This window comes from Thalassobium sp. R2A62 (assembly GCF_000161835.1).
Taxonomy (GTDB): Bacteria; Pseudomonadota; Alphaproteobacteria; order Rhodobacterales; family Rhodobacteraceae; genus Thalassobium.
Map to the genome: position 1 here is coordinate 2533602 of NZ_GG697169.2, position 24665 is coordinate 2558266.

At 52.9% G+C, this 24665-nt stretch carries 28 protein-coding genes; 14 read left to right on the plus strand and 14 right to left on the minus strand.

Translation table 11 applies throughout. The features are described 5' to 3' along the window. Position 1 precedes the first annotated feature (1 nt). The 4 genes from TR2A62_RS12605 to TR2A62_RS12620 are packed head-to-tail and all read right to left on the minus strand — an operon-like array spanning position 2 to position 1358. Positions 2 to 271: a flagellar biosynthetic protein FliQ gene (locus tag TR2A62_RS12605; protein ID WP_009160242.1), complete on the minus strand. Its 270-nt coding sequence runs from the start codon at positions 269 to 271 to the stop codon at positions 2 to 4. Continuing rightward, a complete protein-coding gene (fliE, locus tag TR2A62_RS12610) occupies positions 271 to 558 on the minus strand; it encodes a flagellar hook-basal body complex protein FliE (RefSeq protein ID WP_009157331.1) in 288 nt (95 codons plus the stop codon). The genes TR2A62_RS12605 and fliE overlap by 1 nt, the downstream gene beginning before the upstream one ends. Before the next feature lie 11 nt (positions 559 to 569). Beyond that, on the minus strand, positions 570 to 962 hold the full coding sequence (gene flgC, locus TR2A62_RS12615) for a flagellar basal body rod protein FlgC (protein WP_009160443.1): 393 nt from the start codon (positions 960 to 962) through the stop codon (positions 570 to 572). Positions 963 to 971: 9 nt separating this feature from the next. After that, positions 972 to 1358, minus strand: a complete 387-nt coding sequence (locus tag TR2A62_RS12620) for a FlgB family protein (protein WP_040820721.1) — start codon at positions 1356 to 1358, stop codon at positions 972 to 974. Positions 1359 to 1442: 84 nt separating this feature from the next. Here TR2A62_RS12620 and TR2A62_RS12625 point away from each other — a divergent pair, with 84 nt between their 5' ends. Then, on the plus strand, positions 1443 to 2828 hold the full coding sequence (locus TR2A62_RS12625; RefSeq protein WP_009157561.1) for a FliI/YscN family ATPase: 1386 nt from the start codon (positions 1443 to 1445) through the stop codon (positions 2826 to 2828). A 314-nt stretch (positions 2829 to 3142) separates the two neighbouring features. Here the strand turns inward: TR2A62_RS12625 and TR2A62_RS12630 are convergent, their stop codons facing one another. From TR2A62_RS12630 to TR2A62_RS12655, 6 genes are all read right to left on the minus strand, one after another. Then, positions 3143 to 3931, minus strand: a complete 789-nt coding sequence (locus TR2A62_RS12630; RefSeq protein WP_009159763.1) for a DUF1217 domain-containing protein — start codon at positions 3929 to 3931, stop codon at positions 3143 to 3145. After that, positions 3931 to 4335 carry a flagellar biosynthesis repressor FlbT gene (gene flbT / locus TR2A62_RS12635; protein ID WP_009160521.1) on the minus strand — a complete coding sequence of 135 codons (405 nt, stop codon included), beginning with the start codon at positions 4333 to 4335 and terminating at the stop codon, positions 3931 to 3933. Before flbT ends, TR2A62_RS12630 begins: the two co-directional genes overlap by 1 nt. Further along, positions 4335 to 4712, minus strand: a complete 378-nt coding sequence (gene flaF, locus TR2A62_RS12640; protein ID WP_040820723.1) for a flagellar biosynthesis regulator FlaF — start codon at positions 4710 to 4712, stop codon at positions 4335 to 4337. The genes flbT and flaF overlap by 1 nt, the downstream gene beginning before the upstream one ends. Before the next feature lie 71 nt (positions 4713 to 4783). After that, positions 4784 to 6055, minus strand: coding sequence for a flagellin (locus TR2A62_RS12645; protein ID WP_009158105.1), 1272 nt, complete (start codon positions 6053 to 6055; stop codon positions 4784 to 4786). 196 nt (positions 6056 to 6251) lie between these two features. Next, the gene (locus TR2A62_RS12650; RefSeq protein WP_009159279.1) at positions 6252 to 6596 is read right to left on the minus strand and encodes a hypothetical protein; all 345 of its coding nucleotides are present in this window, start codon (positions 6594 to 6596) and stop codon (positions 6252 to 6254) included. Continuing rightward, entirely contained in the window at positions 6589 to 6879 is a 291-nt protein-coding gene (locus TR2A62_RS12655; RefSeq protein ID WP_009160135.1) for a rod-binding protein, read from the minus strand. The genes TR2A62_RS12650 and TR2A62_RS12655 overlap by 8 nt, the downstream gene beginning before the upstream one ends. Positions 6880 to 6980: 101 nt before the next feature. On the opposite strand from TR2A62_RS12655, the gene TR2A62_RS12660 reads away from it, so the two are divergent. Beyond that, positions 6981 to 8288: a flagellar hook-length control protein FliK gene (locus TR2A62_RS12660; protein WP_009159958.1), complete on the plus strand. Its 1308-nt coding sequence runs from the start codon at positions 6981 to 6983 to the stop codon at positions 8286 to 8288. A 9-nt stretch (positions 8289 to 8297) separates the two neighbouring features. Then, a complete protein-coding gene (locus TR2A62_RS12665; RefSeq protein ID WP_009157863.1) occupies positions 8298 to 8960 on the plus strand; it encodes a flagellar hook capping FlgD N-terminal domain-containing protein in 663 nt (220 codons plus the stop codon). Here TR2A62_RS12665 and ubiB read toward each other — a convergent pair. Further along, positions 8957 to 10486 carry a 2-polyprenylphenol 6-hydroxylase gene (gene ubiB / locus TR2A62_RS12670; protein WP_009157614.1) on the minus strand — a complete coding sequence of 510 codons (1530 nt, stop codon included), beginning with the start codon at positions 10484 to 10486 and terminating at the stop codon, positions 8957 to 8959. The two genes, TR2A62_RS12665 and ubiB, sit on opposite strands and share 4 nt — an antisense overlap. Then, positions 10487 to 11239, minus strand: a complete 753-nt coding sequence (gene ubiE, locus TR2A62_RS12675) for a bifunctional demethylmenaquinone methyltransferase/2-methoxy-6-polyprenyl-1,4-benzoquinol methylase UbiE (RefSeq protein ID WP_009158674.1) — start codon at positions 11237 to 11239, stop codon at positions 10487 to 10489. It lies immediately after the preceding gene. 85 nt (positions 11240 to 11324) lie between these two features. Between ubiE and mutM the strand changes: the two genes are divergently transcribed. The 9 genes from mutM (at position 11325) to gyrB (ending at position 21207) form a co-directional block, all read left to right on the plus strand. Continuing rightward, the gene (gene mutM, locus TR2A62_RS12680) at positions 11325 to 12176 is read left to right on the plus strand and encodes a bifunctional DNA-formamidopyrimidine glycosylase/DNA-(apurinic or apyrimidinic site) lyase (protein WP_009159973.1); all 852 of its coding nucleotides are present in this window, start codon (positions 11325 to 11327) and stop codon (positions 12174 to 12176) included. Positions 12177 to 12239: 63 nt separating this feature from the next. Next, positions 12240 to 13016 carry an enoyl-CoA hydratase gene (locus TR2A62_RS12685; protein WP_009160795.1) on the plus strand — a complete coding sequence of 259 codons (777 nt, stop codon included), beginning with the start codon at positions 12240 to 12242 and terminating at the stop codon, positions 13014 to 13016. An 86-nt stretch (positions 13017 to 13102) separates the two neighbouring features. Further along, positions 13103 to 13366, plus strand: coding sequence for a 30S ribosomal protein S20 (rpsT, locus tag TR2A62_RS12690; protein ID WP_009159201.1), 264 nt, complete (start codon positions 13103 to 13105; stop codon positions 13364 to 13366). Positions 13367 to 13902: 536 nt separating this feature from the next. Beyond that, the gene (gene dnaA, locus TR2A62_RS12695) at positions 13903 to 15246 is read left to right on the plus strand and encodes a chromosomal replication initiator protein DnaA (RefSeq protein WP_009160329.1); all 1344 of its coding nucleotides are present in this window, start codon (positions 13903 to 13905) and stop codon (positions 15244 to 15246) included. Between the two features lie 122 nt (positions 15247 to 15368). Next, positions 15369 to 16487, plus strand: a complete 1119-nt coding sequence (gene dnaN / locus TR2A62_RS12700) for a DNA polymerase III subunit beta (RefSeq protein ID WP_009157884.1) — start codon at positions 15369 to 15371, stop codon at positions 16485 to 16487. 18 nt (positions 16488 to 16505) lie between these two features. Next, positions 16506 to 17612, plus strand: coding sequence for a DNA replication/repair protein RecF (recF, locus tag TR2A62_RS12705; protein ID WP_009158748.1), 1107 nt, complete (start codon positions 16506 to 16508; stop codon positions 17610 to 17612). 54 nt (positions 17613 to 17666) lie between these two features. Next, complete coding sequence (locus tag TR2A62_RS12710; RefSeq protein ID WP_009160385.1) at positions 17667 to 18083, plus strand: VOC family protein; 417 nt, start codon at positions 17667 to 17669, stop codon at positions 18081 to 18083. After that, complete coding sequence (locus TR2A62_RS12715) at positions 18080 to 18700, plus strand: LysE family translocator (protein ID WP_009158577.1); 621 nt, start codon at positions 18080 to 18082, stop codon at positions 18698 to 18700. Before TR2A62_RS12710 ends, TR2A62_RS12715 begins: the two co-directional genes overlap by 4 nt. 89 nt (positions 18701 to 18789) lie before the next feature. Beyond that, positions 18790 to 21207: a DNA topoisomerase (ATP-hydrolyzing) subunit B gene (gyrB, locus tag TR2A62_RS12720; protein WP_009157535.1), complete on the plus strand. Its 2418-nt coding sequence runs from the start codon at positions 18790 to 18792 to the stop codon at positions 21205 to 21207. Positions 21208 to 21242: 35 nt separating this feature from the next. On the opposite strand, the gene TR2A62_RS12725 is transcribed toward gyrB, so the two are convergent. Then, positions 21243 to 22169, minus strand: a complete 927-nt coding sequence (locus TR2A62_RS12725) for a rhodanese-related sulfurtransferase (RefSeq protein ID WP_009160734.1) — start codon at positions 22167 to 22169, stop codon at positions 21243 to 21245. A gap of 102 nt (positions 22170 to 22271) precedes the next feature. Here TR2A62_RS12725 and pncA point away from each other — a divergent pair, with 102 nt between their 5' ends. Then, on the plus strand, positions 22272 to 22874 hold the full coding sequence (pncA, locus tag TR2A62_RS12730; RefSeq protein ID WP_009159651.1) for a bifunctional nicotinamidase/pyrazinamidase: 603 nt from the start codon (positions 22272 to 22274) through the stop codon (positions 22872 to 22874). Then, a complete protein-coding gene (gene pncB / locus TR2A62_RS12735) occupies positions 22874 to 24166 on the plus strand; it encodes a nicotinate phosphoribosyltransferase (RefSeq protein WP_009159093.1) in 1293 nt (430 codons plus the stop codon). The genes pncA and pncB overlap by 1 nt, the downstream gene beginning before the upstream one ends. Before the next feature lie 3 nt (positions 24167 to 24169). Here pncB and arfB read toward each other — a convergent pair whose 3' ends face one another. Beyond that, complete coding sequence (gene arfB / locus TR2A62_RS12740) at positions 24170 to 24583, minus strand: alternative ribosome rescue aminoacyl-tRNA hydrolase ArfB (RefSeq protein ID WP_009158052.1); 414 nt, start codon at positions 24581 to 24583, stop codon at positions 24170 to 24172. Between the last annotated feature and the right edge of the window lie 82 nt (positions 24584 to 24665).

Consider the following 24665-nt stretch of genomic DNA (forward strand, 5'->3'; position numbering starts at 1 on the left):
TTTAGCCTCCTGCCATTAGTGGTACGAGACTGTCCTTGAAGAACGAAGACAAGGTCTGGGTCATAAAACCCATCGTGACCCAGAAAACGGCTAGTATCGCTCCAAGTTTAGGGACGAACGTCAGTGTCATTTCTTGGATAGATGTCAAAGCCTGAAACAGACCAACGACCAATCCCGTAGCCAGCGCTACAGCCAAGATTGGGAGAGACATCATAACAGCGATCCAAAGACCCTGACGCAAGATATCAAAGAAAACTTGTTCATTTAGCATTAGACGGGCATCCGCAAGATTTCCTGATAAGCCTCAACGACTTTGTTGCGCACTGTTACAGCTGTTTCGATAGCAAGCTCGGTCTGTGCCAAAGCTTGGACTAGAGCATGGGGATCTGCACCACTTGTCATCGCGTTCATCGCAGTTTGTTCACTGTTCTGCAGGGTTTCAGCAAAATCACTCGCAACCTTTACAAATGCGTCACTGGCCCCACTATTTTCTGCCGGTGAGGTTGCATTGCGGGTTGCTGCGTAATTCTTTGCGGCAAACGTACTGTTAATATCCATTGGAGGGTCCTTTACCTACGCAAGAGTTCCATGAGTGAAGATGACATCTGACGAGATTGATCAAACATCTTGAGGTTGGCCTCGTAACTTCGCTGGGCTTCACGGGCATCTGCGATTTCAATGAGCAGGTCGACATTGGTGCCTTGGTAATAGCCGCTTGCGTCTGCCATCGGGTGCGACGGGTCAAAGACTCGGTCTAGTTCAGTTTTGTCTAGAACCATGGGACCTGTCGTGACGGCTCCAGTTGATTGACCTTGCTCGACGATAGCTTCGAAACTGGTTGTTTTGCGTCGATACCCAGGGGTGTCCGCATTTGCGATATTTTCCGAAGTAAAACGCAAGCGATCCGTTTGCGCCGCCATGCCGCTCGCGGATATCGCGAGGCTGTTGGAGAAATCTGACATTTAAACCTCCTATCGACCTAAAGATGAGCGCAAGACGGTCATTGTATGTTTGTAAATTGCGAGCGCCCGATTGTGCTGCCGCTGAGCGTCAACTGAGCGCAGCATTTCTTGCTCAAGTGAGACACTATTACCATTTGGGCTGCTGGCGCCGTCACTGGATGCAACTGTCTGGATGAAAGATGACCCTCCAGATTCGCCATGGAAGTGACCAGCTTTCGTTGCCCGTTGCGGCATTTTGAGGGGTGAATCAAATAGTTCTTGAAACGGGGTGATGGCCTTAGCGGTATAGCCAGGCGTATCCGCGTTTGCGATATTTTGAGCAGCGGTAGCTTGCAGTGCACCTGCATGTTTTGCCGCGGCATGAGCAGTCTTAAAGAGTGCTAAATTTTCGTACATCGGGGGTTCTCCCTCGGTTGCTTCAACTAACCCTTAACTGTGATTCCTTTATAAAGTCTTTGCAGATCCAGAATGGAGCAAAAGATGTTAAAAATGGACCTCAGTCAGGTTACTCGAAATATCGCAGAGGTTTCTTTGGCGCGACCCGTCGGCCACGTTTCGGAAATTTTTCAGGACAAGATCCGAATTACTGGCCTTAGCCAGTTCGCCAGGACCGGCGACATTTTAACGGTCGGGCTTGGGGAGAGTGCCTTGCGAGCCGAAGTCGTCCAGATTGGTAAAAAAGATTTGGTCGCGATGGTCGATGGCATCACGGACCGGATCCAAATGAATGATTCTGTGGCATACGACGGCGTAGTGCGCCTCCACCCAAGTGATCATTGGAAGGGACGAATTATCGATCCTTTTGGCGCCCCTATGGATGGGAAACACTTGATGTGTGGCGTGAATCCGATCAACGTCCGAGCTGCTCCACCTGATGCAAGCAAACGTCGACCATTAGGTCCTCGGCTCGAGACTGGGCTTGCAGCGTTTAATACGTTTTTACCGATTGTGACGGGTCAGCGCGTGGGGCTCTTCGCGGGATCCGGCGTTGGTAAGTCAACCCTGTTAGGAATGATGTGTCAGGGGATACAGGCGGACACGATTGTAATAGGATTGGTTGGTGAACGAGGCCGTGAGTTGATGGAGTTTGTCACGAACGTATTAGGACAGGAGGGCCTAGCACGTAGTGTCGTGGTTGCTGCAACATCAGACCAGGCACCTCAAACCCGTCGACGGTGCGCATGGACTGCAATGGCCGTGGCTGAGTACTTTCGCGACCAAGGGCAGAATGTCTTGCTTTTGCTTGATTCTGTAACGCGATTTGCCGAGGCGCATCGGGAGGTTGCGGTTGCAGGGGGTGAAGATGCATCGCTCCGCGGTTTTCCAGCGTCGACCAACCACATGATTACGGCCCTGTGCGAACGTGCAGGGCCTGGCCCTGAGGGGAAGGGTGATATCACAGCTGTGTTTAGTGTCTTGGTGGCTGGATCAGATATGGAAGAACCGATTGCAGATATGATGCGAGGCGTTTTGGATGGTCATATTGTCTTGGACCGAGAGATTGCCGAACGCGGTCGATTTCCTGCGATTGATTTGCAGAGGTCCGTATCCAGAGCCTTACCAGAAGCGGCCACTGCGGAACAAAACAAGCTTTTACTAGCTGCGCGTAAACTTCTTGCGACCTACACTCGAAGCGAAATGATGATTCAAGCTGGACTTTATGTTTCAGGTTCAGATCCTGACATCGACGCTTCAATCTTAGCCTATCCAGAAATCGACAATTTCCTTACCTTGAGTGGCCAAGATATTACAGCTGACTTTGCTAGATTAGGGCGTGCAGTACGAGCAGGTCAGAAATCACCCATGATGGGTAAGTCTAGTTTAGTATCGGTTGACCAACAGGCAGGGAATAAATTCGAGGTTTGATTGTTCTCATACCAAGTAGAGCACCTTTGTTTAGTCAAGTATGATCAAGATAAGGGCGAGTTCGTTAAAGCGCAAAGTTTCTCGAGGTATAAAGCGGAGTAACCACTTTCAGTCTAGAACGGTTTTTTTAAATAATTGCAGTGAACGACTAGAAGTTTCTGAGCTATCTAATTTTTAGCCGCGTATCTTGTGTCTGATGTCGATAAGTGGCTGATTTGGTCCAAGAGCTTCCGATAATAAGTTATTACACAAATGCGCGAAAGCCTCCGGTAATCAAATCGCTATGGTATTCAACTCTATATAACGAGGTACAATTATTGGCCCTGAAGCAGTGCCAATGCGATGGAACCTGAGGAGGTCTGCGCGAATTGATCCATTTCGCTTAGCACCAAAAAGTTTCGAATGATGTCGTCTTGAGTGTCGGGAGATGAAAAATCCGATACACTGTTTGTCCCGAAACGAGACATTGAGCGCTCCTTAAAGATCCCCAACTGCCTATCGATGTCAATTTGAGCGAAGCTGGCTGGCAATCCTAACGCTGTTTCAAATAATTTACGTGCTGGAGGGTTTCCCATTATTTTAAACCAAAGGACATCATTTGAACTGTCAGTGGCGAGTATCGATTCCATCGTGCTTGAAAAATTTAGAGCCAGCCGAAGGTCTGGGTTCTGTTCGCCGACGGCTTGTTCAAATTGGCCAGCTTCAAATCGATTGATGATGTCATCTGGGAACGTGCTAAGAACTGTGCGCGGGGTTGAAAAATCCCCAAATCCGAAGGATTCTGCAAATTCTTTGTATCGGCTATCTGCGAGGCGATTAGCGAGCGCGTCGTCGTCCAACGTGCCTTCCTCGAGAATGGTTTTGATAAAATAGGTGTTATTGATATCGTCGTCTAATCCAAAAGCACCGAGGGCAACCTCGAGCAACTGCCGGTCGGCTACCAATGCCTCGGCTGTTGTAATTTTGGAAATATTTTCACGGAAATAGCTGGTAGCCCGTTCAATTTGCGGGGCTTCATTGAAAGCTGTTTGTTGGACATCTAACGTACGCTCAAGAAACCGCCAGCCTGTATATCCGGAAAGTGGTAGGACGGGTTGAAACATTAGTGAGCGCCTGTGGCGAGCAGTTTCTGTTCTCGAGGCAGTAATTTACGTAGGTTCTTGAGTGCAGCGTAGTAGTTCTCGGATAGTACTGCATCGTTTGCGAGCGAAAGCGCTGCTTGGCATTCGGTGTCTAATAACACTTGGTTCAGTTGTTCGATGCCACGTAGCAATTGTGTCCGTGCAGTATCGTTCTCGACGTCACCGGATAGGACAAGCTGTGCAATATAGCAGACTCGTTTTACTGGCGTCTTTGCGTCTTCGGGGTGGATGGCGTCTCGCAAACGCAGGATATTTGCATTTGGCGTAACGATTGAAAGCTTACTGCGTCGATCCCCGTTTTCGATAACAGCGCCGTTGATGAGTACGCGCTCTTTTGGATGAAGTTTAAGCACTAGACCGGCCATTACGAAGCTCCCTGATGCGAATTGAGACCACGCATGACGGCAGTGTTAACATCAACAAGTGCATCTGCCGTCGCATCTTGTCTGAGAACCTGGCGTGTATGCACCGAGGTAAATTCAGCTAGGTAAAAAATTTGGGCTCTTAGGTCCTGTGGCAGTTCATTTTCCGGTGAGGCAACTTCTGCCGCTATCAGCGTCCATAGTCTCTGATTTTCATGAAGAGCTGTCACTAGGTCATGAAAGCCAGCTTTGCCATTTGCAGAAGCTGACGCTATCCGACCAGTTATTTTGCTAAACGCCGCATGTTCGATGCTTCGGTCAGAGTGCGTGATATTTATTGAAGAAGCATAGACATCTTGAGCCATTTGAAGTGTGTTCACTGAATTATCCTTTTGGGAGTGATGACACTATTTGTCGGAGGTGGTGGGGCGCAAGCGCGCCCCACTCAGGTTTAACGGAACAGCGACATGATGGACTGCGGTGCTTGGTTGGCAATCGACAGAGACTGAACGCCCAGCTGCTGCTGAACCTGAAGAGCCTGAAGACGTGCAGATGTTTCTTCCATATCGGCATCAACCATCGCGCCAATACCTGACTTCAAGCTGTCAGACAGGCTGCTGATGAAAGAGGCCTGGGTTTCAAGGCGCCCTTCGACGGAACCGAAAGATGCGGCTGCATCAATCGCACCGGTCAGCATGTCTTCGATGGAAGACAGCGCAGTGGCTGGATCAGTGGACACGTTAATGTCTTCGAGGGATGCCAAACGACCGGATCCACGAGAGACCTCATACGATACACCGATATTGGCCTCGCTTGTCAGGTTCTCAATAGTCAGGGTACCCGCGGTTGTGAGGTCAAACGCAAAGTCATCCGTAGACAGGCCAGCGTTTTGCATCGCATCCTTGATACCCGTTGCAACAGACGCGTTCGTATCGCCTTCACTAACACGGTACGTGCCTTTGATATCACCGATTTGAAGTTCGACTGCGTCACCAACAACCAATCCGTTTGTTTCATTCAAATCCACACCAGCTGTGCTACCCTTAAGAGCAGCGGACGCAGCTGCAGCACCACTTGTATCCAGGAACGTGAAACCAGTGATGGTGACTAAATCGGCACCGCCATTCGCCGCAAGCGTTGAAATGTCTGCTGAACCGGTGCCGGTTCCAGTTGTAATGTCGGTACCAGCCGTCGTGGATAGGTTTTGCGTATCCACACCGATGGAACTGGCTGCAATACCGCCAGAGCTGTTGCGATCAAGCGATGCTAGGATATCAATACCGGTGTTGCCGTTCGCGTTGCTACCGGTGTTTGAACCATCGACAAGGTTCTGGCCGTTGAACTGCGCGGCTCCAACAACAGATTTGATCTGTTCTGTCAGTGCAGAAATGTCGGTTTGCAGCTTGCCGCGGTCAACATTTTCTTCTTGGGCAGCGACGATCTTACCTTTGATGTCGGTCAGAAGGTCGGTAACGGTTTCCGCCGCGTTACGGCCAACAGCAACGGTTGATTGGCCAAGGCTAAGGCTGTCGGAAATCGCTTTGAAACCCTTCACGTCGGCTTCCATCGTCTTGGAAATCGCCCAAACCGCTGCGTTATCTTTAGCAGATGCAACCTCTTTACCCGTCGAAATCATCGATTGGGTTTTTCCAAGATCGCTATTGATGGATTTGAGGGTTTGAAGCGCAACCATTGCGCCGTTGTTTGTTAGGATACTAGACATGATTTTTCCTTAAAAAGAGCGCATTTTACGCTGTTAGTGTCGCCCGGTGTCGTGACCGGAATGGGCGTCATTCTGACGAGTGCCGCGATCTTCGAATCGCTGCGCCACCTTTTTGAGATGCCCCCTAACGATCGAGTAAAAACCCTAATCCTTTGCTAACAAGGGGTTGGAATAAAAGTGTATCGCCGGCCAATTTTTAGGCTTTCAGTTCAAATTTTGCTGAATTCGTGACAACAGTACTTTTCTCACCACTTGCCGAATAAGTCGCGAGCTCACTCGCGTTCTTACGCACAGACCCCAGACGGCGGTTCACTTGGACAATCCCTTCGCGGGAGGCGTTCAATAAAGCGTTATTCTCGATCTGCAGCTTTTTTAGCCGATCTAGTGCATCCACCCCAAAACCTGAGGTATTCTTGAGGCGCTCGATAACAGCCTCCTTTTCATCAGCGATCCGTTCCATGCGTTCAAAGTCAGCACTTAGAATGGCGAGACGTTCGACTTTTAGCAGTTCTGTGACGTCTTTGATCAATGTCTCATTCATTTTGGGTCCTTTCTGCCAGGGCGTGGAACAATGTTTCCGCCAAGCCAATTCCACCAGCCTCGACCATTTTTTCGGCTTGGGCCCCCAAAAGAAAAGAGGTGAATTGATCCTCTCCAATGCCGCCACCAAATGATTTTCGCGCGTCACCTGCACCCGCAGCTTTGAGCATTTCGGTCAAAAAACTGGTCTCTAGTTCCATCGCAGCGGCTTTGAGTGAGACGTCCGATTGACGAGTAGGGTTCTGGAATGTGCTGGTGGCAAGCACTGAGGCTATCTCTGCCATAAGCGGTCCTTTCTATTTTTTTCAAATTTGTCTTCGAACGGTAAAGATACCGTAACTTTTTTGGTGGAATGTCGGATTGTTCAAAAAAGGGGCGGCAAGAAATGCAGCAACCAATATACATTTCACAATCTCTTAATGCGTCACCGCGAAGTGGGGTGGGTGTTGAGACGCCGACCGAGGCATCTTTGGAAGAGGCAGATATTTTTGCAGGGCTGGTTGACGCATTAAAAGTGGTGTCTGAGGATGCTGAAATCGCAGAACCGCAACCTGTGTTGGCTGACGAAGAAGCTGACCCATTGGCGAAATTGACGGCGGATGAGAATTCCGAGGAAAAAGAGTTGGGTAAGACCACTCTAATCGACGAGCCACTGGCTGTGGCTGTGGCTGTGGCTGGAGCGGAGCCTGAGCCAAAGAAAAATCACTTAGCACCAGAACGCAGTTTTCCTGCCGACAACTCGACTTTCAAGTCGAGTGACGTAAGCGATTTGGAAGTTAGTCATACAGTGCTAACGCAGAAGAATGTGCTCGGTAACACTCAAGTCCTAGATGCAAGCGAAGTTCGCGATTTAATTGCGCCGAAAATGTCCAAAAATCACGAACAGCGCCAATTGAAGCAATCCTCAGAAACCAATCAAATTTCTGCAAACATCCTGATCGCTAAGAACCCAGAGATTTTGGGACAGGGTAGCGCTGAAAAAGCACAGTCATTTTTTATTGATTCTACTTCTGTCTCACTTAATCAGTCGCCCGCGGCGGATGATTTTAAAGTGCCCGCTCAATCATCCGCCATTTTGCCGCAAAACACGCAGCAGGCAATGGCGCCTTCTGTAAGTGAAATGGTATTTGCCAATCCTGTAGAGTCGCAAACTAATCAGATACCTTCAAACTCCCTTACTGCGGAGAATGCTGGTATTTTGGGGCAACTTAGTGCCGACAAAGAGCAATCATTTTTTGCGCTTTCGACCTCTGTGTCTGTCGATCAGTCATCTGCGACCCGTGGTTTAACAATGTCGCCTCAACCTTCGGTCACGTCATCGCACATCACGCAGCAAGTCGCTGCAGCTATTGCCCAATCATCAGGTGGCTCTATTGAAATTACGCTCAACCCAGAACAGCTTGGTAGGGTTCGAGTTCTATTGACGCCGTCGGACAACGGCACGTTGGTGGCGCTGCAATCGGAGCGGCCTGATGTTTTGGACGCTCTGCGTCGCCACATTGACTTGCTTGCACAGGATCTCGGTGACGCGGGATTTGAAAATCTCGAATTTGACTTCTCTGGTTTTGATAACAGCGACGGCGAAGAAGCCGCCGAGGGTGATGGCTCAGACGACGAACAATCGCCAATCCCACTTGCAACGACAACCTACCGGATAAACATATCAGATAGCGGCTTAGATCTGCGCCTTTAAGGAAACCCCATGGATATTTCACAATTACAGTCGCCTGGACAATTAAGCAGCCCGGCTGGCGAACAAATCAAGCCTCAGATCAGTTCGGATTTTGAGACCTTTCTTAAAATGATGACGGCGCAAATCGAAAATCAAGATCCGCTCGACCCGATAGATTCAGCAGACTACGCTGTTCAACTGGCAACGTTCTCATCCGTTGAACAGCAGGTGAAGACCAATGATCTTTTGAGCGCGCTTGGAGGGCAATTACAACTCTCGGGCATGGCAGAAATGGCGGCTTGGGTTGGCATGGATGCGCGCGCGGTGGCGCCTGGATATTTTGACGGAAGCCCAATTACGATCTGGCCTAAACCTGCTGCTGGTTCTGACAATGTTGAATTAGTTGTGTCGGATGAAGCTGGGAACGAGGTCTACCGCTCAAGCATTCCGAATGCGGCAGAACCGATCGAATGGGCTGGCGTAATGAGTGATGGTTATCCGGTTGCTTCTGGGCTCTATTCATTCGAAATCGCCAGCTATTCAAATGACGAAGTTGTATTGAGCGAAAGTCCGGAAATTTACAGCCAAGTTTCCGAAGTGCGAAACGAAGGTGGTTTGACGGTCCTCGTCCTTGAAGGTGGTACATTGGTTCCAACGGCATCGGTCACAGGTCTCAAGAATCCAAATACCTAGATCATATAACCCAGCACAAGACCGCCAAATACGAGCGCACCACCCAATGCCATCCAAACGAGCGGCATATATAATTTTGTGGGCTTAGCTGCCTCTTGTGGTGTCTTTGCTTGGATCAGCGCATCCTCTGCCATTTGAGGCAATAGCGGACCAAATCGGGCCAAGACGCGTGCGGTCTTGACCAGGTCAGTGACGAGGGCTTTTGGCCCAATACTTTCCTTGATGTAATCTTGAACGACGGGCTGTGCTACAGACCAAATATTGATCTGTGGATTCATCGACCTTGCAACTCCTTCGACAACAACCATCGTTCGTTGCAGCAAAATGAGTTCGGTTCGCGTCTCCATTCCAAACCGCTCGGTGACCTCAAAGAGATAGCTGAGCAACCGGCCCATTGAAATCTGCGTCGCATCCATCCCAAAAATAGGCTCACCGACAGCACGCAAAGCCTGCGCAAATTCATCGATGTCACGATCAGCTGGTACGTATCCCGCTTCGAAGTGAACTTCTGCAACGCGACGGTAGTCGCGACGAATAAAGCCAAAGAGGATCTCGGCATAGACACGTCGTGTGAAGGGATCGATTCGCCCCATGATGCCAAAGTCATAGGCGATGATGTCGCCATTGGGTGCGATTTTTAGATTGCCTTGGTGCATGTCTGCGTGAAACAGGCCATCTCGCAGGGCATGCTGCAAAAACAGAGTGAGGACCCGCTCACTGAGAACTTGCCGGTCATGACCAGCCGCATCAATTGTGTCATTGTCGCCTGAATTGACACCCTCGGCCCAGCCAAGGGTCATAATGGTTTTGCCAGATAGGGACCACTTGACCTTTGGCAGCTGAAACCCAGGGTCGTCCTGTGTGTTGGCCGCAAATTCCGAAGCCGCCGAACTCTCTAGTCGCAGATCCAGCTCGCCCTTTACCGTGTCTTCAAAGTGTTCGATCACATCGAGCGGCTTGAGGCGCCGTGAGGCAGGAGAAAGCACCTCGACCATTTTGGCTGCAAAATAAAACGCATCAATGTCTTTGCGAAAGGCACGTTCGATATTGGGTCGCAAGACTTTGACTGCGACCTCTTCACTCGTGTCGTGCAGCGTCGCACGATGAACCTGTGCAATCGAGGCAGCAGCGACTGGTTCGGAAAAGCTCGAGAAGATATCGTCGACGTTGATGTCGAGTTCTTCTTCGACCATCTGCCGCGCAACACCGAGCGAAAACGGTGGAAGCTTGTCCTGCAAGACACGCAGTTGGATCGCGAGTTCGTCGCCAACAACATCAGGTCGTGTCGACAGAACTTGCCCCAGTTTTATGTAGGCAGGTCCAAGTGCGGTAAGCGCGCGTGTCGCTGGGGGCATCGAGGTATCCCCCTTGAAGCCCAGCCATTGAAATGGCCAACACAGTCCCTTGGCCACCACTCGAAGAGGCATCGGCGCATCCATCGCATCGAGCACAATGTTCATGGCACCGGTTCGTTCCAGCGTGGCTCCTGTCCGGATCAGTCGCCAAATATTGTGCGGACCGCGCACTTAGACTTTCCAACCTGAATGAAGCGCCGCAATTCCCAGCGAGAGATTGCGATATTTGGCGTTGGCAAATCCAGCGTCGCGGACCATCCCCAAGAATGTTTCTTGGTCGGGGAAGTTGCGGATAGATTCGACGAGGTACTGATAGCTTGCGCTGTCATTGGCGATCAGTTTGCCCATGCGAGGGATCACATTGAATGAATACAGGTCATAGGCCTTTTGCATCATGTCATTGGGCAATTGGCTGAATTCCAGAACCATGAGCCGCCCACCCGGCCGCAACACCCGATACGCCTCGCTCAGGGCTTCTTGGGGGCGGGTCACATTCCGAATGCCAAACGAAATCGTATAGACGTCAAATGTGTTATCTTCGAACGGCAGGTTCATTGCGTCGCCGGTAACCCAATCGAGGCTCGCCGACATCTGTTCGGCTTCGGCGCGCTTGCGCCCCTCCACCAACATCGATTCTGTGAGATCGAGCACGGTGGCATGACCGGATCCGGCACGACCCAAAAATTTGAACGAAATGTCTCCAGTGCCACCGGCGACGTCCAGCAGGCTTTGACCCAGGCGCGGGGCCAACCAATCCATCATCGCTTCTTTCCAGATGCGGTGGATGCCAACAGACATAACGTCGTTCATAATGTCATACTTCGACGCAACTGATGAAAAGACACCTTGAACGCGGCCAGCCTTTTCCGTCTCGGCGACGGTTTCGAACCCAAAATGCGTGGTGTTGTCTAATTTCTCGGTCATAGGTCTTGCAGCCTTCATGTTCTGGGCTTTGTTATAAGCCGCTTAGGCCCCGATACAACGCCCCCTGTTAGAGAGGAAGTATGCATTGCCCGAATTACCAGAGGTCGAGACGGTTCGTCGCGGGCTAATCCCCGCAATGGAAGGCCGCAGAATCTTCCGTGCTGACGTGCGCAGGCCTGATTTGCGATGGCCGTTCCCCAAAAATATGGCTGACCGACTGACTGGCAAAACGATCGAGAGGCTGCGGCGACGTTCGAAATATGTGCTTGCAGATCTCTCAAGCGGAGAGACACTGATCATTCATCTGGGCATGTCGGGCCGAATGTTGATCTCTGGCGATCAGTTGGGTGTCTTCCACTCTGAACATCCTGCGCCGGAAAAACACGATCACGTCGTCTTTGATATGGAGGGTGGCGCGCGGGTCACGTTTAACGATGCGCGCCGCTTTGGCGCGATGGATTTGGCGGAAACTGCAACGCTCGAGGACCATTGGTTGATCAAACCCATCGGACCAGAGCCGTTAGGCAATCAATTCGACGCAGCCTATCTGGTCGACCGGCTCAAGACCAAAAATAGCCCGATCAAATCGGTGCTTTTGGACCAGCGCATCGTCGCGGGACTGGGCAACATCTATGTGTGCGAAGTTCTGTTCAGGGCTGGCATCCACCCCGCACGCAAGGCGGCGAAGTTATCTAAGGCACGGATCGAATCGTTGGTGCCCATTATTCGCGATGTTTTGTCCGAAGCGATCGATGCTGGGGGATCCAGCCTCAAAGATTACCGCCAGGCAGATGGTGAATTGGGCTATTTTCAACACACGTTCCGGGTCTACGATCAGGAAGGAAATCCATGTAGTGCCGTAGGTTGCGGCTCGACAATAAAGCGGATCGTCCAGTCTGGGCGATCATCGTTCTATTGCCCGACTTGTCAAAGATAGCTTGATCCGCCCGTTCGTTGAGTCCATCACTGGACCCTCGTTTTGTAAAAATACGGAGCCAGCATGGCCTTTGAGACCATTATCGTAGAAACCGCCGACCACGTGGCATTGATCACGTTGAACCGGCCAGATGCGCTGAATGCACTCAACTCTCAGCTGATGACAGAACTCGCGACTGCAGTGACGGAAGCGAACCAGAACGACAAAGTGCGCTGCATCGTGATCACTGGCTCGGATAAGGCGTTTGCGGCAGGTGCCGATGTGGCCGAAATGGCCAACAAAGGTTTTGTCGATATGTACGCCGAGGATTTCTTTGCTGCGCAAACCCGTGATTTCATGGCTGTCCGCAAGCCAATCATCGCGGCTGTAGCTGGTTATGCGTTAGGTGGTGGATGCGAATTGGCCATGATGTGTGATTTCATAATCGCGGCCGATACAGCCAAGTTTGGTCAACCAGAAATCAATCTAGGTGTTGTCGCCGGTATCGGTGGCACCCAGCGCCTGACCCGTTTTGTCGGCAAGTCCAAATCCATGGATATGCATTTGACTGGCCGCTTTATGGACGCGGAAGAGGCCGAACGCTCTGGTCTGGTCTCACGTGTCGTGCCCGCAAAGAAGCTGAAAGAAGAAGCTTTGGCGACGGCCCACAAGATCGTCGAGAAATCCGCTCTTGCGACAATGGCAGTCAAAGAATCGGTGAACCGCAGCTACGAGACGACGCTGGCCGAGGGAATCAACTTTGAACGCCGAATTTTCCAAGCGCTTTTCGCCACTGAGGACCAAGCCGAAGGCATGAATGCCTTTGTTGAGAAACGTCAGGCGCAATTCCGCGGCAAATAAGGGTTTGTCCCTGTTGACAGACGGACGAGTCGGGCCTAGAGACGCGGTTCAGAATTCACGAACCCGAACGATGGGAAATCGAACACATGGCTAATACGCCCCAAGCTAAAAAACGCGCTCGTCAGAACGAAGCCCGTTTCCAAGTTAACAAAGCGCGCCGTTCGCGCATCCGCACCTACCTGCGTAAGGTCGAAGAAGCGATTGCTTCTGGCGACAAAGACGCAGCAACGTCGGCACTTCGTGCCGCTCAGCCTGAGCTGATGCGCGGTGTGACCAAAGGTGTTTACCACAAGAATACAGTCGCTCGCAAAATGTCGCGCCTGTCTTCGCGGGTCAAAGCGATCGGTTAAGTCGGCATTTTTGCCGCAATTGATTTGAAAGAGCGCGCCTAGCCGGTGCGCTCTTTCGTATTTTGGGTTTAAGTTTTTTGCCCAAGTCCTTGATCTGAAATGAGCCGAGAGATTCTTTTTCGGCAAAGTCCAAGTCAAGTACGATGTTCGCTTGAAGCGAGCGCCATCCCCTTGCTAGCTTGGAATTGCGATTCACATCGTCCTTGGGGGGCATGGTGGGTGAGCGTCAGGTTTGACCATGGTAAAGGTACCGTAGTGTGCTGGTCATTTATGATGCAACTCTGGTGAGGTAACGCCAAAAATGGGCTTATAGCTCTGGCTTATGCTTTGCGTCTGCAACGGTGATCGGGGGACCAATCACTGACTAGTAGGCCATGTCTATTCCTAGGACTTAGGTGCGTCTCGAGATGTACGATGACCTATGGTTTTCATTCTCGTGCCACACTTGCGCCCGATCTTTTCGGGAGATGTCTCGCTTGGGACGCCAGAGGCGATGGGCCTCTGTAGGGACAACTGATTGGTTTAGGCAGGAACTTATGACGGATGAGACGTGGGGCACGGTACTGGAAACACTTCGGGACCAACTGGGCGCAAATACTTTTTCAAATTGGATTGAACCCCTCTCTTTTTCTGATGTGACAGATGGTGTTGCGACATTTCATGTGCCGACCAATTTTATGGGCAATTACGTCGCACAAAACTATTCCGAGCAGATAGTCTATCTGATGAACCGCTCTGGTGCCGACGTCAGCCGCGCGAAGTTTGCTGTAGCTCAAAAGTCGGCCTGCCCAACGTCCAAACCTACGACTACCGGACAACCGCCTGCGAATACTGCCGCTGTCCCCGGTGCGCCGCTTGATGCACGTTTCACATTCGACCGCTTTGTTGTCGGCAAGCCAAACGAGCTTGCCTTTGCAGCAGCCAAGCGTGTTGCTGAAGGTGGGCCGGTTACGTTTAACCCGTTGTTTCTCTATGGCGGCGTTGGATTGGGCAAGACCCACCTCATGCACGCGATCGCACACGAGCTGACCGCACGCCGCAGCGATCTGAATGTTCTTTATCTCTCAGCCGAACAATTCATGTACCGCTTTGTCACGGCATTGCGCGAAAACAGCATGATGGATTTCAAACACATGTTCCGTTCGGTCGATATCCTGATGGTCGACGACGTTCAGTTCATCGCTGGCAAGGGTTCGACCCAAGAAGAGTTTTTCCACACCTTCAATGCGCTGGTCGACCAGAACAAGCAGATCATTATTTCCGCCGACCGCGCGCCTGGTGAGATCAAAGATCTCGAAGAGCGGATCAAATCGCGCCTGCAATCCGGTCTCGTTGTTGATTTGCATCCTACTGATTACGAATTGCGTCTCGGTATCCTGCAATCCAAAGTCCGCGCTTACCGCGAACAATACGCAGGTCTCGTAATTGCAGACGGCGTGCTTGAATTTCTTGCCCACCGTATTTCAACCAACGTGCGCGTGCTCGAAGGCGCTTTGACCCGCCTTTACGCATTCGCATCGCTCGTTGGCAAAGAAATCACGCTCGAGCTGGCTCAGGATTGTCTGTCCGACATCTTGCGTGCTTCGGATCGCAAAATTACCGTCGAGGAAATTCAGCGCAAAGTATCTGAGCACTACAACATCCGCTTGTCCGATATGATCGGCCCAAAACGTGTTCGCGCCTATGCCCGCCCGCGCCAGATCGCGATGTGGCTCTGCAAACAGATGACCAGCCGTAGCTTGCCCGAGATTGGACGCCGGTTTGGCGGTCGCGATCACACAACGGTCATGCATGGGGTCAAGCGTGTTGAAGAGCTAAAGACCATCGATAGCCAGATTTCTGATGATCTAGAAATGCTGCGTCGCGCACTCGAAGCTTAAACAACCGCAACAGTCGGAATCGAACTTGCAAATAGGGCTTGAGCCAACCCGTGAAACCGTTAGTTTCAGGGTCTGGCGACAGCGCTATTTTAGGGCGCGCGCGTGACAGATAGGGTCAAGACATGAAGATCAGCATCGAACGTAGCATCCTGCTCAAAGCAGTGGCTCAGGCTCAATCCGTCGTCGAGCGGCGTAATACCATTCCAATCCTTGCAAACGTGCTGATTGAGGCAGAGGGCGACTCTGCGACGTTCCGCGCCACTGACTTGGACATTGAGGTCGTCGACAAGGCGCCCGCAATGGTCGAACGGGCCGGCGCGACAACGGTTGCTGCTGTCACCCTGAACGAAATTGTACGCAAGCTTCCTGATGGTGCCTTGGTCACATTGACTGATGACAGCGCGACAGGTCGTCTGACGATCGAAGCGGGTCGTTCGAACTTTTCATTGGCGACATTGCCCAAAGAAGACTTTCCCGTGATGGCATCGTCCGAATACGCCGCGAATTTCTCGGCGCCAGCACCAGTGCTGCGTCGCCTCTTTGACAAATCCAAATTTGCGATCTCGACCGAAGAAACCCGCTATTACCTAAACGGTGTCTACATGCACGTCGCTGACAGTGACGGCGGCAAGGTTCTGCGTTGCGTGGCAACAGACGGTCACCGCCTTGCGCGTATCGACGCTGATCTGCCGGATGGGGCTTCGGACATGGCTGGCGTCATTGTTCCGCGTAAAACTGTTGGCGAATTGCGCAAACTTTTGGACGATGATGACGTTCAGATAGCGGTATCTGTGTCTGAAACCAAGGTCCGCTTTGCCACGCCAGAAATCACACTGACGTCCAAAGTCATCGACGGCACGTTCCCAGACTACACACGCGTGATTCCGCAGGGCAACACGCGCAAGCTTGAAGTCGATGCCGCCGATTTTGCCAAGGCTGTCGACCGCGTTGCGACCGTCTCGTCCGAGCGGTCCCGCGCTGTCAAATTGCAACTCGACGAAGACCGCCTGATCCTATCGGTCAACGCACCCGATAGCGGTGCTGCCGAAGAAGAGATCGCAGTCGCCTACAATGACGAACGCCTCGAGATCGGCTTTAACGCCAAGTACCTGCTCGAAATCGCGTCGCAGGTTGATCGTGAGAACGCGGTCTTTATGTTCAATTCGTCTGGCGACCCAACCTTGATGCGCGAAGGCAATGACACATCTGCCGTCTACGTCGTCATGCCGATGCGCGTCTAAGACGGGCGTATTCGCCGGATGACCACACTGCGGCTGTCTGAGCTCACAATTTCTCATTTCCGATCCCATAAGCGGGTCGCGCTCGAAATCGACGCGCGACCCGTTGCGATCTATGGTGCGAACGGGGTTGGTAAAACCAATTTGATCGAAGCGATCTCGCTGCTTTCACCAGGTCGGGGTTTGCGCCGATCCAGCGCAGAGGACATAACCCGCCGCCCAGAGGCCGTGGGTTGGAAGGTGCGCGCAGTCCTGCACAGCCTCAATCAGCTCCACGAGATTGAAACCTGGAGCGAGGGTGGCAGCGCCCGTCAGGTCAAGGTCGATAGCAAAGCGAGCACGCAGGTCGCGCTGGGCCGTATTGGGCGTTTGTTGTGGCTGATCCCAGCAATGGACCGTCTGTGGATTGAAGGGGCCGAAGGCCGCCGTCGTTTTTTGGACCGTGCAACGCTCAGCTTTGAGCCGACCCATGCCGAGGCGGTGCTGACCTATGATAAAGCGATGCGAGAACGGAACCGCCTGCTCAAGGACCAAGTGCGCGACGGCCATTGGTATGTCGCGATCGAGGCGCAGATGGCCGAGGCGGGCCTCCGCATCACGCAAAACCGCGCCTTTGCCATCAGCGAATTGATGGCGGCTCAGGCTAGCGCACGGACGGCCTTTCCGACCGCGGTTCTGCAATTGTTAGAAGGCGATGAAGGATTGCCGGCGTCAGTTGATGATCACCGCACGGCGCTATCCGAAAACCGCCAGCGTGATCTCTATGCAGGGCGCACATTGATTGGCCCACACCGGACCGATTTGGGCGCGACCTATGCGGCCAAAGACATTCCAGCCAAGGACTGCTCGACTGGCGAGCAAAAGGCGCTGTTGATCTCGCTCATTCTCGCCAATGGTCGTGCGTTGGCTCAATCCTTTGGTGCACCGCCGCTCCTGTTGCTGGACGAGGTGGCAGCCCACCTAGACGCGGACCGTCGTGCCGCGCTCTATGATGAAATCACTGCGTTGGGTGCTCAGGCGTGGATGACCGGAACGGGTCCTGAATTGTTCGACACCCTTGGCGACCGCGCGCAATATCTGGATGTGTCCGAGGATTGCGCTGCTTTGGTCTCAACACCGACCTTGTAAATACAGCGTACTCTGCGACAACTAACCTATTTCAACGCAGCAAAGGACATTTCCATGAAAGCCAATCGAATGTCTTTGATCACGCTTGGTGTGTCCAACATTGCCGCGTCGCGCGCCTATTACGAGGCTCTTGGATGGACCCCCGAAGAGGCGCTAGAGAATGTTATATTTTACGATATGGGCGGCATGAAATTCGGTCTCTTTCCGCTAGAGGTGCTCGCCGTCGAGCAAAAGCGTCCAGTCACCGAACTTGGTCTCGGGGCGACCACGATTGCGCAAAACTATAATTCTGCCGCCGAAGTCGATGCAGCCTTTGCTGCAGCTCTCGCTGCGGGGGCCACCGCGGTTGCACAGCCAAATGCAATGGATTGGGGCGGTTATTCTTCTTATGTCGCGGATCCGGATGGGCACATTTGGGAATTTGCCTTTAATCCGTTTTGGCCGCTCGATGAAGACGGCAAAATCGCGTGACAGTCTCGGCCTCTGACCTGCTGCTTTATGCGGGCGCACTCTTTATTCTGTTCCTGACACCGGGGCCCGTTTGGGTGGCGCTGTTGGCACGTGCCCTGTCTGGCGGATTTCGCTCGGCATGGCCGTTGGCATTGGGCGTGGTCGTGGGGGATGTTCTTTGGCCGTTGCTCGCGATCCTAGGGGTGGCTTGGCTTGTGTCCGAATTCTCGGGGTTCATGCAGGTCTTACAATGGGTTGCGGTTCTCATGTTTGTCGTGATGGGTGTCATGTTGATCCGCAATGCTGACAAACAACTGGGCTCGGACAGCCGCCTCACACGGCCCGGCATGTGGGCCGGTTTTATCGCGGGGCTTGTCGTCATTCTGGGCAACCCAAAGGCGATTTTGTTCTACATGGGGGTGCTTCCGGGCTTCTTTGATTTGACCCAAGTCAATCGCTACGACATCGCCGCAATATGTTTTCTTAGTTTTCTGGTGCCGCTACTCGGCAACTTGGTTCTTGCGGTATCGGTGGACCGTGTCCGCGGTATTCTCAAGTCGCCACAGGCCTTGCGGCGGATAAATATAACGGCAGGCTGGATGCTGATCGCGGTTGGTGGTGTCATCGCCCTGAGCTGACCATCAGAACTGCGAAAAACTTCGCCCAATTGCGTGACATTGCCCCCTAGATTTTGTATATTTTGGCAAAATACAAAGGGACGAACCTCATGTCGGACAACGAGCAGTCGAACGAAGAATATGGCGCCGATTCTATCAAAGTTCTCAAAGGCTTAGAGGCTGTTCGCAAACGTCCTGGAATGTATATCGGTGACACTGACGACGGGTCTGGCCTGCACCATATGGTGTATGAGGTCGTTGATAACGGAATTGACGAGGCTTTGGCAGGTCACGCCGACCATGTGGCCGTGACAATTCATGCCGATCACAGTGTTTCAGTCAGCGACAATGGTCGCGGTATTCCTGTTGGCATGCACGAAGAAGAGGGCGTTTCAGCAGCCGAGGTCATCATGACCCAGCTGCACGCAGGCGGTAAGTTTGACAGCAACTCGTACAAGGTATCGGGCGGTCTTCACGGCGTTGGTGTCTCTGTTGTGAACGCGCTGTCTGTCTGGCTTGAACTGCGGGTCTGGCGCGACGACAAAGAACACTATGCCAAGTTTTCCCACGGCGAAACGGTCGAGCATTTGCGCGTCGAGGGTGAAGCCAAAGGGCGCAAGGGCACCGAGGTCCGCTTTCTCGCGTCGACAGATACGTTTTCGAACCTTGAGTACAGCTTTGAGATACTCGAGCGTCGCCTGCGCGAACTCGCGTTCCTGAACTCTGGCGTAAAAATCATCCTGCGCGATGAACGCCCCGCCGAGGCGCTCGAGACGACGCTCTTTTACGACGGCGGCGTCAAAGAATTCGTCAAATACCTCGACCGGTCCAAAACGGCGATGATCGAAGATCCGATCTTTATCGTTGGCGAAAAAGACGACATCGGTATCGAGGTCGCGATGTGGTGGAATGACAGCTACCACGAGAATGTATTGCCTTTCACAAACAACATTCCTCAACGGGATGGTGGCACGCACATGGCCGGTTTCCGTGGGGCGCTGACGCGGACGATCAACAACTACGCCCAGTCCAGCGGGATCGCGAAAAAGGAAAAGGTCAGCTTTACTGGTGACGATGCCCGCGAGGGTCTGACCTGCGTTCTTTCTGTCAAAGTGCCGGACCCCAAGTTCAGCTCGCAGACCAAGGATAAACTGGTTTCGTCCGAGGTGCGCCCTGCGGTGGAAAGCTTGATGAACGAAAAGCTGTCCGAGTGGTTTGAAGAGAACCCCAACGAGGCTAGGTTGATCGTCTCGAAAATCATCGAGGCTGCGGTCGCAAGAGAAGCAGCGCGCAAAGCGCGCGAACTAACCCGCCGCAAGACAGCGCTTGATGTGAACTTTCTCGCGGGCAAGCTCAAAGACTGCTCCGAAAAAGATCCGTCCAAAACTGAAGTCTTCCTCGTTGAGGGTGACTCGGCTGGTGGTTCGGCTCAAACGGGCCGTGATCGTCGGACACAGGCCGTGCTTCCGCTTCGAGGTAAGATCCTGAACGTCGAACGTGCTCGCTTTGACCGGATGCTCGGCAGCCAAGAAATCGGGAACCTCGTTATGGCGCTGGGCACCGGAATTGGGCGTGACGAGTTCAAAATCGAGAAGCTGCGGTACCACAAGATTGTCATTATGACCGATGCGGACGTCGACGGCGCTCACATTCGGACGTTGCTGCTCACCTTCTTCTTCCGTCAAATGCCCGAGCTGATTGAAGGCGGTTATCTCTACATCGCCCAGCCTCCGCTGTACAAAGTCGCCCGTGGCCGATCCGAGGTCTACCTCAAGGATCAAGCCGCCCTCGACGACTACCTCATTGACCAAGGCATCGACGGTGCGGTTCTCAAACTCGCCTCTGGTGCCAGGATGACCGGTGCTGACCTGTTGCGCGTGGTGAACGAGGCGCGCCAGCTGCGCCGTGTGCTCGAAGCGTTCCCAACTCATTACCCACGCCACATCATCGAGCAGGCCGCGATTGCCGGTGCGTTCGAACAGGGTGCCGTGGACCGTGATTTGCAAGGTGTTGCAGATCACGTCGCCGAGCGTTTGAACCTGATCGCGCTGGAATACGAGCGTGGCTGGGCTGGGCGTATTACGCAAGATCACGGTATCCGTCTCGCGCGTCTCCTGCGCGGTGTCGAAGAGGTCCGCACGCTTGACGGCCCGATGCTACGGTCGGGTGAAGCGCGCCGCACAGGTACATTCACCGAAAGCCTGCAAGAAGTGTACGGTCAACCCGCGACGCTGCACCGCAAGGACCGTAGCCAGATGATCATGGGTCCTCTGGATCTGTTGAATGCCATCCTACAAGAGGGCGAAAAAGGTCTGAGCCTGCAACGCTACAAAGGTCTGGGCGAGATGAACCCTGATCAGTTGTGGGAAACAACGTTGGATCCAGATGCTCGCACGTTGTTGCAGGTCAAAGTCGAAGACATGGCCGAAGCAGATGATCTGTTCACCAAGCTGATGGGCGATGTTGTCGAACCGCGTCGTGAATTCATCCAGCAAAACGCGCTGAGCGTCGAGAACCTAGACTTCTGATTTTGCGGACCGGCGGCGCTGTCGCCAGTTGCACCCTACGGCTTGGTGCCTTTGGTTGGCACTTGTCCGATATGCGTCTCGCCACGTGCGCGCGACAACATGATCTGTTTTTGCCGATCTCTGAACCGCGCTTTGTCTTTGTCGGATGTCTCGTTGATACAGCGGTGGCAGGACACGCCCGCCTCGTATTCAGGGCGCCGAGCATTCTCGGGCAAGATCGGTCGCCGACATGCATGACACAGCCTGTGTGACCCTTCCTTTAGCCCGTGGCCGACAGACACGCGGTTGTCGAAGACAAAACACTCGCCGTCCCAAGTACTGTCTTCTTCTGGAACAGTTTCGAGATATTTTAAAATACCGCCCTTCAAGTGAAAGACGTCCTCGACGCCTTGGCCCAACAGATAGTTCGTCGATTTCTCGCACCGGATACCGCCAGTACAGAACATCGCGATCTTCTTGTTGTGAAACCGATCTTTGTTCGCTTCCCACCACGCGGGAAACTCGCCAAAGCTCTTGGTCTCAGGATCAATCGCGCCATCAAACGTCCCGATAGCCACCTCATAGTCATTGCGCGTATCAATAACGGCCACATCGGGGGACGCGATCAATTCGTTCCATTCCGCTGGCGCCACATAGTTTCCAACGCTCGCGGTTGGATCGACGTCAGGTTGCCCCATCGTCACGATCTCGCGCTTCACCCGGACCTTCATCCGGCCGAACGGTGCTTCGCTTGCGTGGCTCTTTTTCCATTCGAGACCGTCACAGCCCGGCAACGTCTGTAGGTACGCCAATGTCGCATCCAGCGTACCCTCGGCACCGGCAATCGTGCCGTTAATCCCTTCGGGCGCAATCAAAAGCGTGCCCATGATGTTGTTGGTCAAACACACCTCTTTGATACGGCCCTGCAAATCAGGCAGGTCGTCAAAACGGGTGAAATGGTAGAGTGCGGCGATTGTGTACATGGCGCAGCATCTACTCTGAGATAGCCCTATCCTGCAAGGCCAGCATTGACCCCCACCGCGCAGTTCCGTAGCCCTAGAGACAACTAAAGTGGAGTGTATCGCATGAAACCCAACACAAATGCGTTGATCGTGATCGACGTCCAAACCGATTTTTGTCCCGGTGGTGCGCTTGCTGTCGCGGGTGGCGACGAAATTGTGCCCGCAATCAATGCGATGATGGATGACTTTGCAGTCTGCATCCTGACCCAAGACTGGCACCCAGCAGGTCACTCATCCTTTGCTTCTACGCAGGGCGCCGATCCGTTTTCTGAAACCCAGATGCCCTATGGCCCCCAAATGCTGTGGCCTGATCATTGTATCCAAGGCAGCAGTGGCGCGCAGTTCCATCCAGACCTCCGGACTGATCCTGCTGATTTGATCATCCGCAAGGGATATAATCCCGCGATCGACAGCTACTCTGCGTTCTTTGAAAACGATCATAAGACGCCGACTGGCCTGCATGGATATCTCCAAACACGCGGCATCACACATCTCACCATGGCTGGGCTCGCCACCGATTACTGTGTGCAATTTTCGGCGCTTGATGCCGCAAACCTGGGCTATGATGTTGAGGTTGTGATGAACGCCTGTCGTGCAATTGATTTTGGCGGCACGCTGGATGCGGCCATCACAACGATGCGAGACGTTAAAGTAAGACTAGTATAATGGTTGATATCGCAACTCGATTTTGGAACCACAAATGGAAGATCGACCCCATCGTGCGGTCGCTCATCGATACCGATTTTTATAAATTGCTGATGTGTCAGTCAGTGTTTCGCAACAAGCCCGATACCCAAGTTCAGTTCTCTCTGATCAACCGATCTAAACACGTCCGTCTTGCCGATCTGGTGGACGAAGGTGAATTGCGTGAACAGCTAGATCACGTGCGATCATTGTCTCTAACCCGTGGCGAAAGCACATGGATGCGAGGCAACACCTTTTACGGCAAGAGACAGATGTTCACGCCCGACTTTATGGACTGGTTCGAAAACCTTCGACTGCCGCCCTACCATCTCGAAAAACGCGACGGCCAATACGAACTGACGTTCGAGGGATCTTGGCCCGAGGTTATGCTGTGGGAAATTCCTGCGCTCGCGATCTTAATGGAACTTCGAGGCCGCGCTGTTTTGGGTGCGATGGGCCGGTTCGAACTTCAGGTCCTCTACGCTCTTGCGATGACCAAGCTGTGGCAAAAGGTCGAGAAACTACAGCAGCACGATGGACTTCGCATTGCTGACTTTGGTACCCGCCGTCGCCATTCCTTTCTATGGCAAGACTGGTGTGTCCAAGCCATGAACGAGGGTCTAGGCGATCGATTTGTTGGCACGTCCAACTGTCTCATTGCCAAAAACCGCGATCTAGAAGCGATCGGAACGAACGCCCACGAATTGCCCATGGTCTATTCCGCCTTGGCCGAATCTGACGATGATTTACGACAGGCGCCTTATGACGTCCTGTCCGATTGGCACGCCGATCATGATGGCAACCTGCGGATCATTCTGCCTGACACTTATGGCACCCAAGGATTCCTAGATGGTGCCCCCGACTGGTTGACCAGCTGGACCGGTATCCGTGTCGACAGCGGCGATCCCGCAACTGGCGCCGAGATGGCAATCAATTGGTGGAAATCGCACGGTGAAGACCCCAAGAAAAAGCTAGTCATTTTCTCGGATGGTTTGAACGAGGACAAAATCATCGAGCTGCAAAAACAATTTGCTGATCGTTGCCGCGTCTCATTTGGTTGGGGCACGATGCTGACCAATGACTTCAAAGGGCTCGTCGCCAATGATGCACTCGCACCCTTTTCGCTGGTTTGCAAAGCAGTCGAAGCCAACGGCAAGCCAACGGTGAAACTGTCTGACAACCCACGCAAAGCGATGGGTCCAGAGGCCGAAATCGAGCGCTACAAACGTGTGTTTGATGTTGGCCATCAGGTCGAGAGCGAGGTTGAGGTTTAGCGCCTACTCATCAACCTTACCGCGCAGCGCTTTGACTTCGCCTCGTTCTTTCTTGGCCTTCAGGCGCCGTTTGACCGATCCATATGTCGGTTTGGTTTTGATGCGTCGTTTGGGTGCGACACTGGCTTTGGTAATCAACTCGGCCAGACGTTCACGGGCCAATTCGCGGTTGCGGGCTTGAGATCGCGTGTCTTGAACAAATAGCACAATGGCGCCGTCTGCGGTCCACCGTCGGCCAGCAAGCCGCCGCAGCCGTGTTTTGATCGGCAATGAAATGTTGGGCGATCGCTCGGCCTCGAACCGTAGCTCAACTGCGGTCGATACCTTGTTCACGTTTTGACCGCCCGGCCCAGAGGCACGGGTAAAACTCTCGGTGAGTTCCCAATCTTCAATCGTGATATCGTCGTTGATCCGCATAGGCCCAATATAGGCGGGTGTCGTGGAAACGGACATAGAAAAAGGGCCATGCCGACGAAGCATGGCCCTTCCAGAATGACGG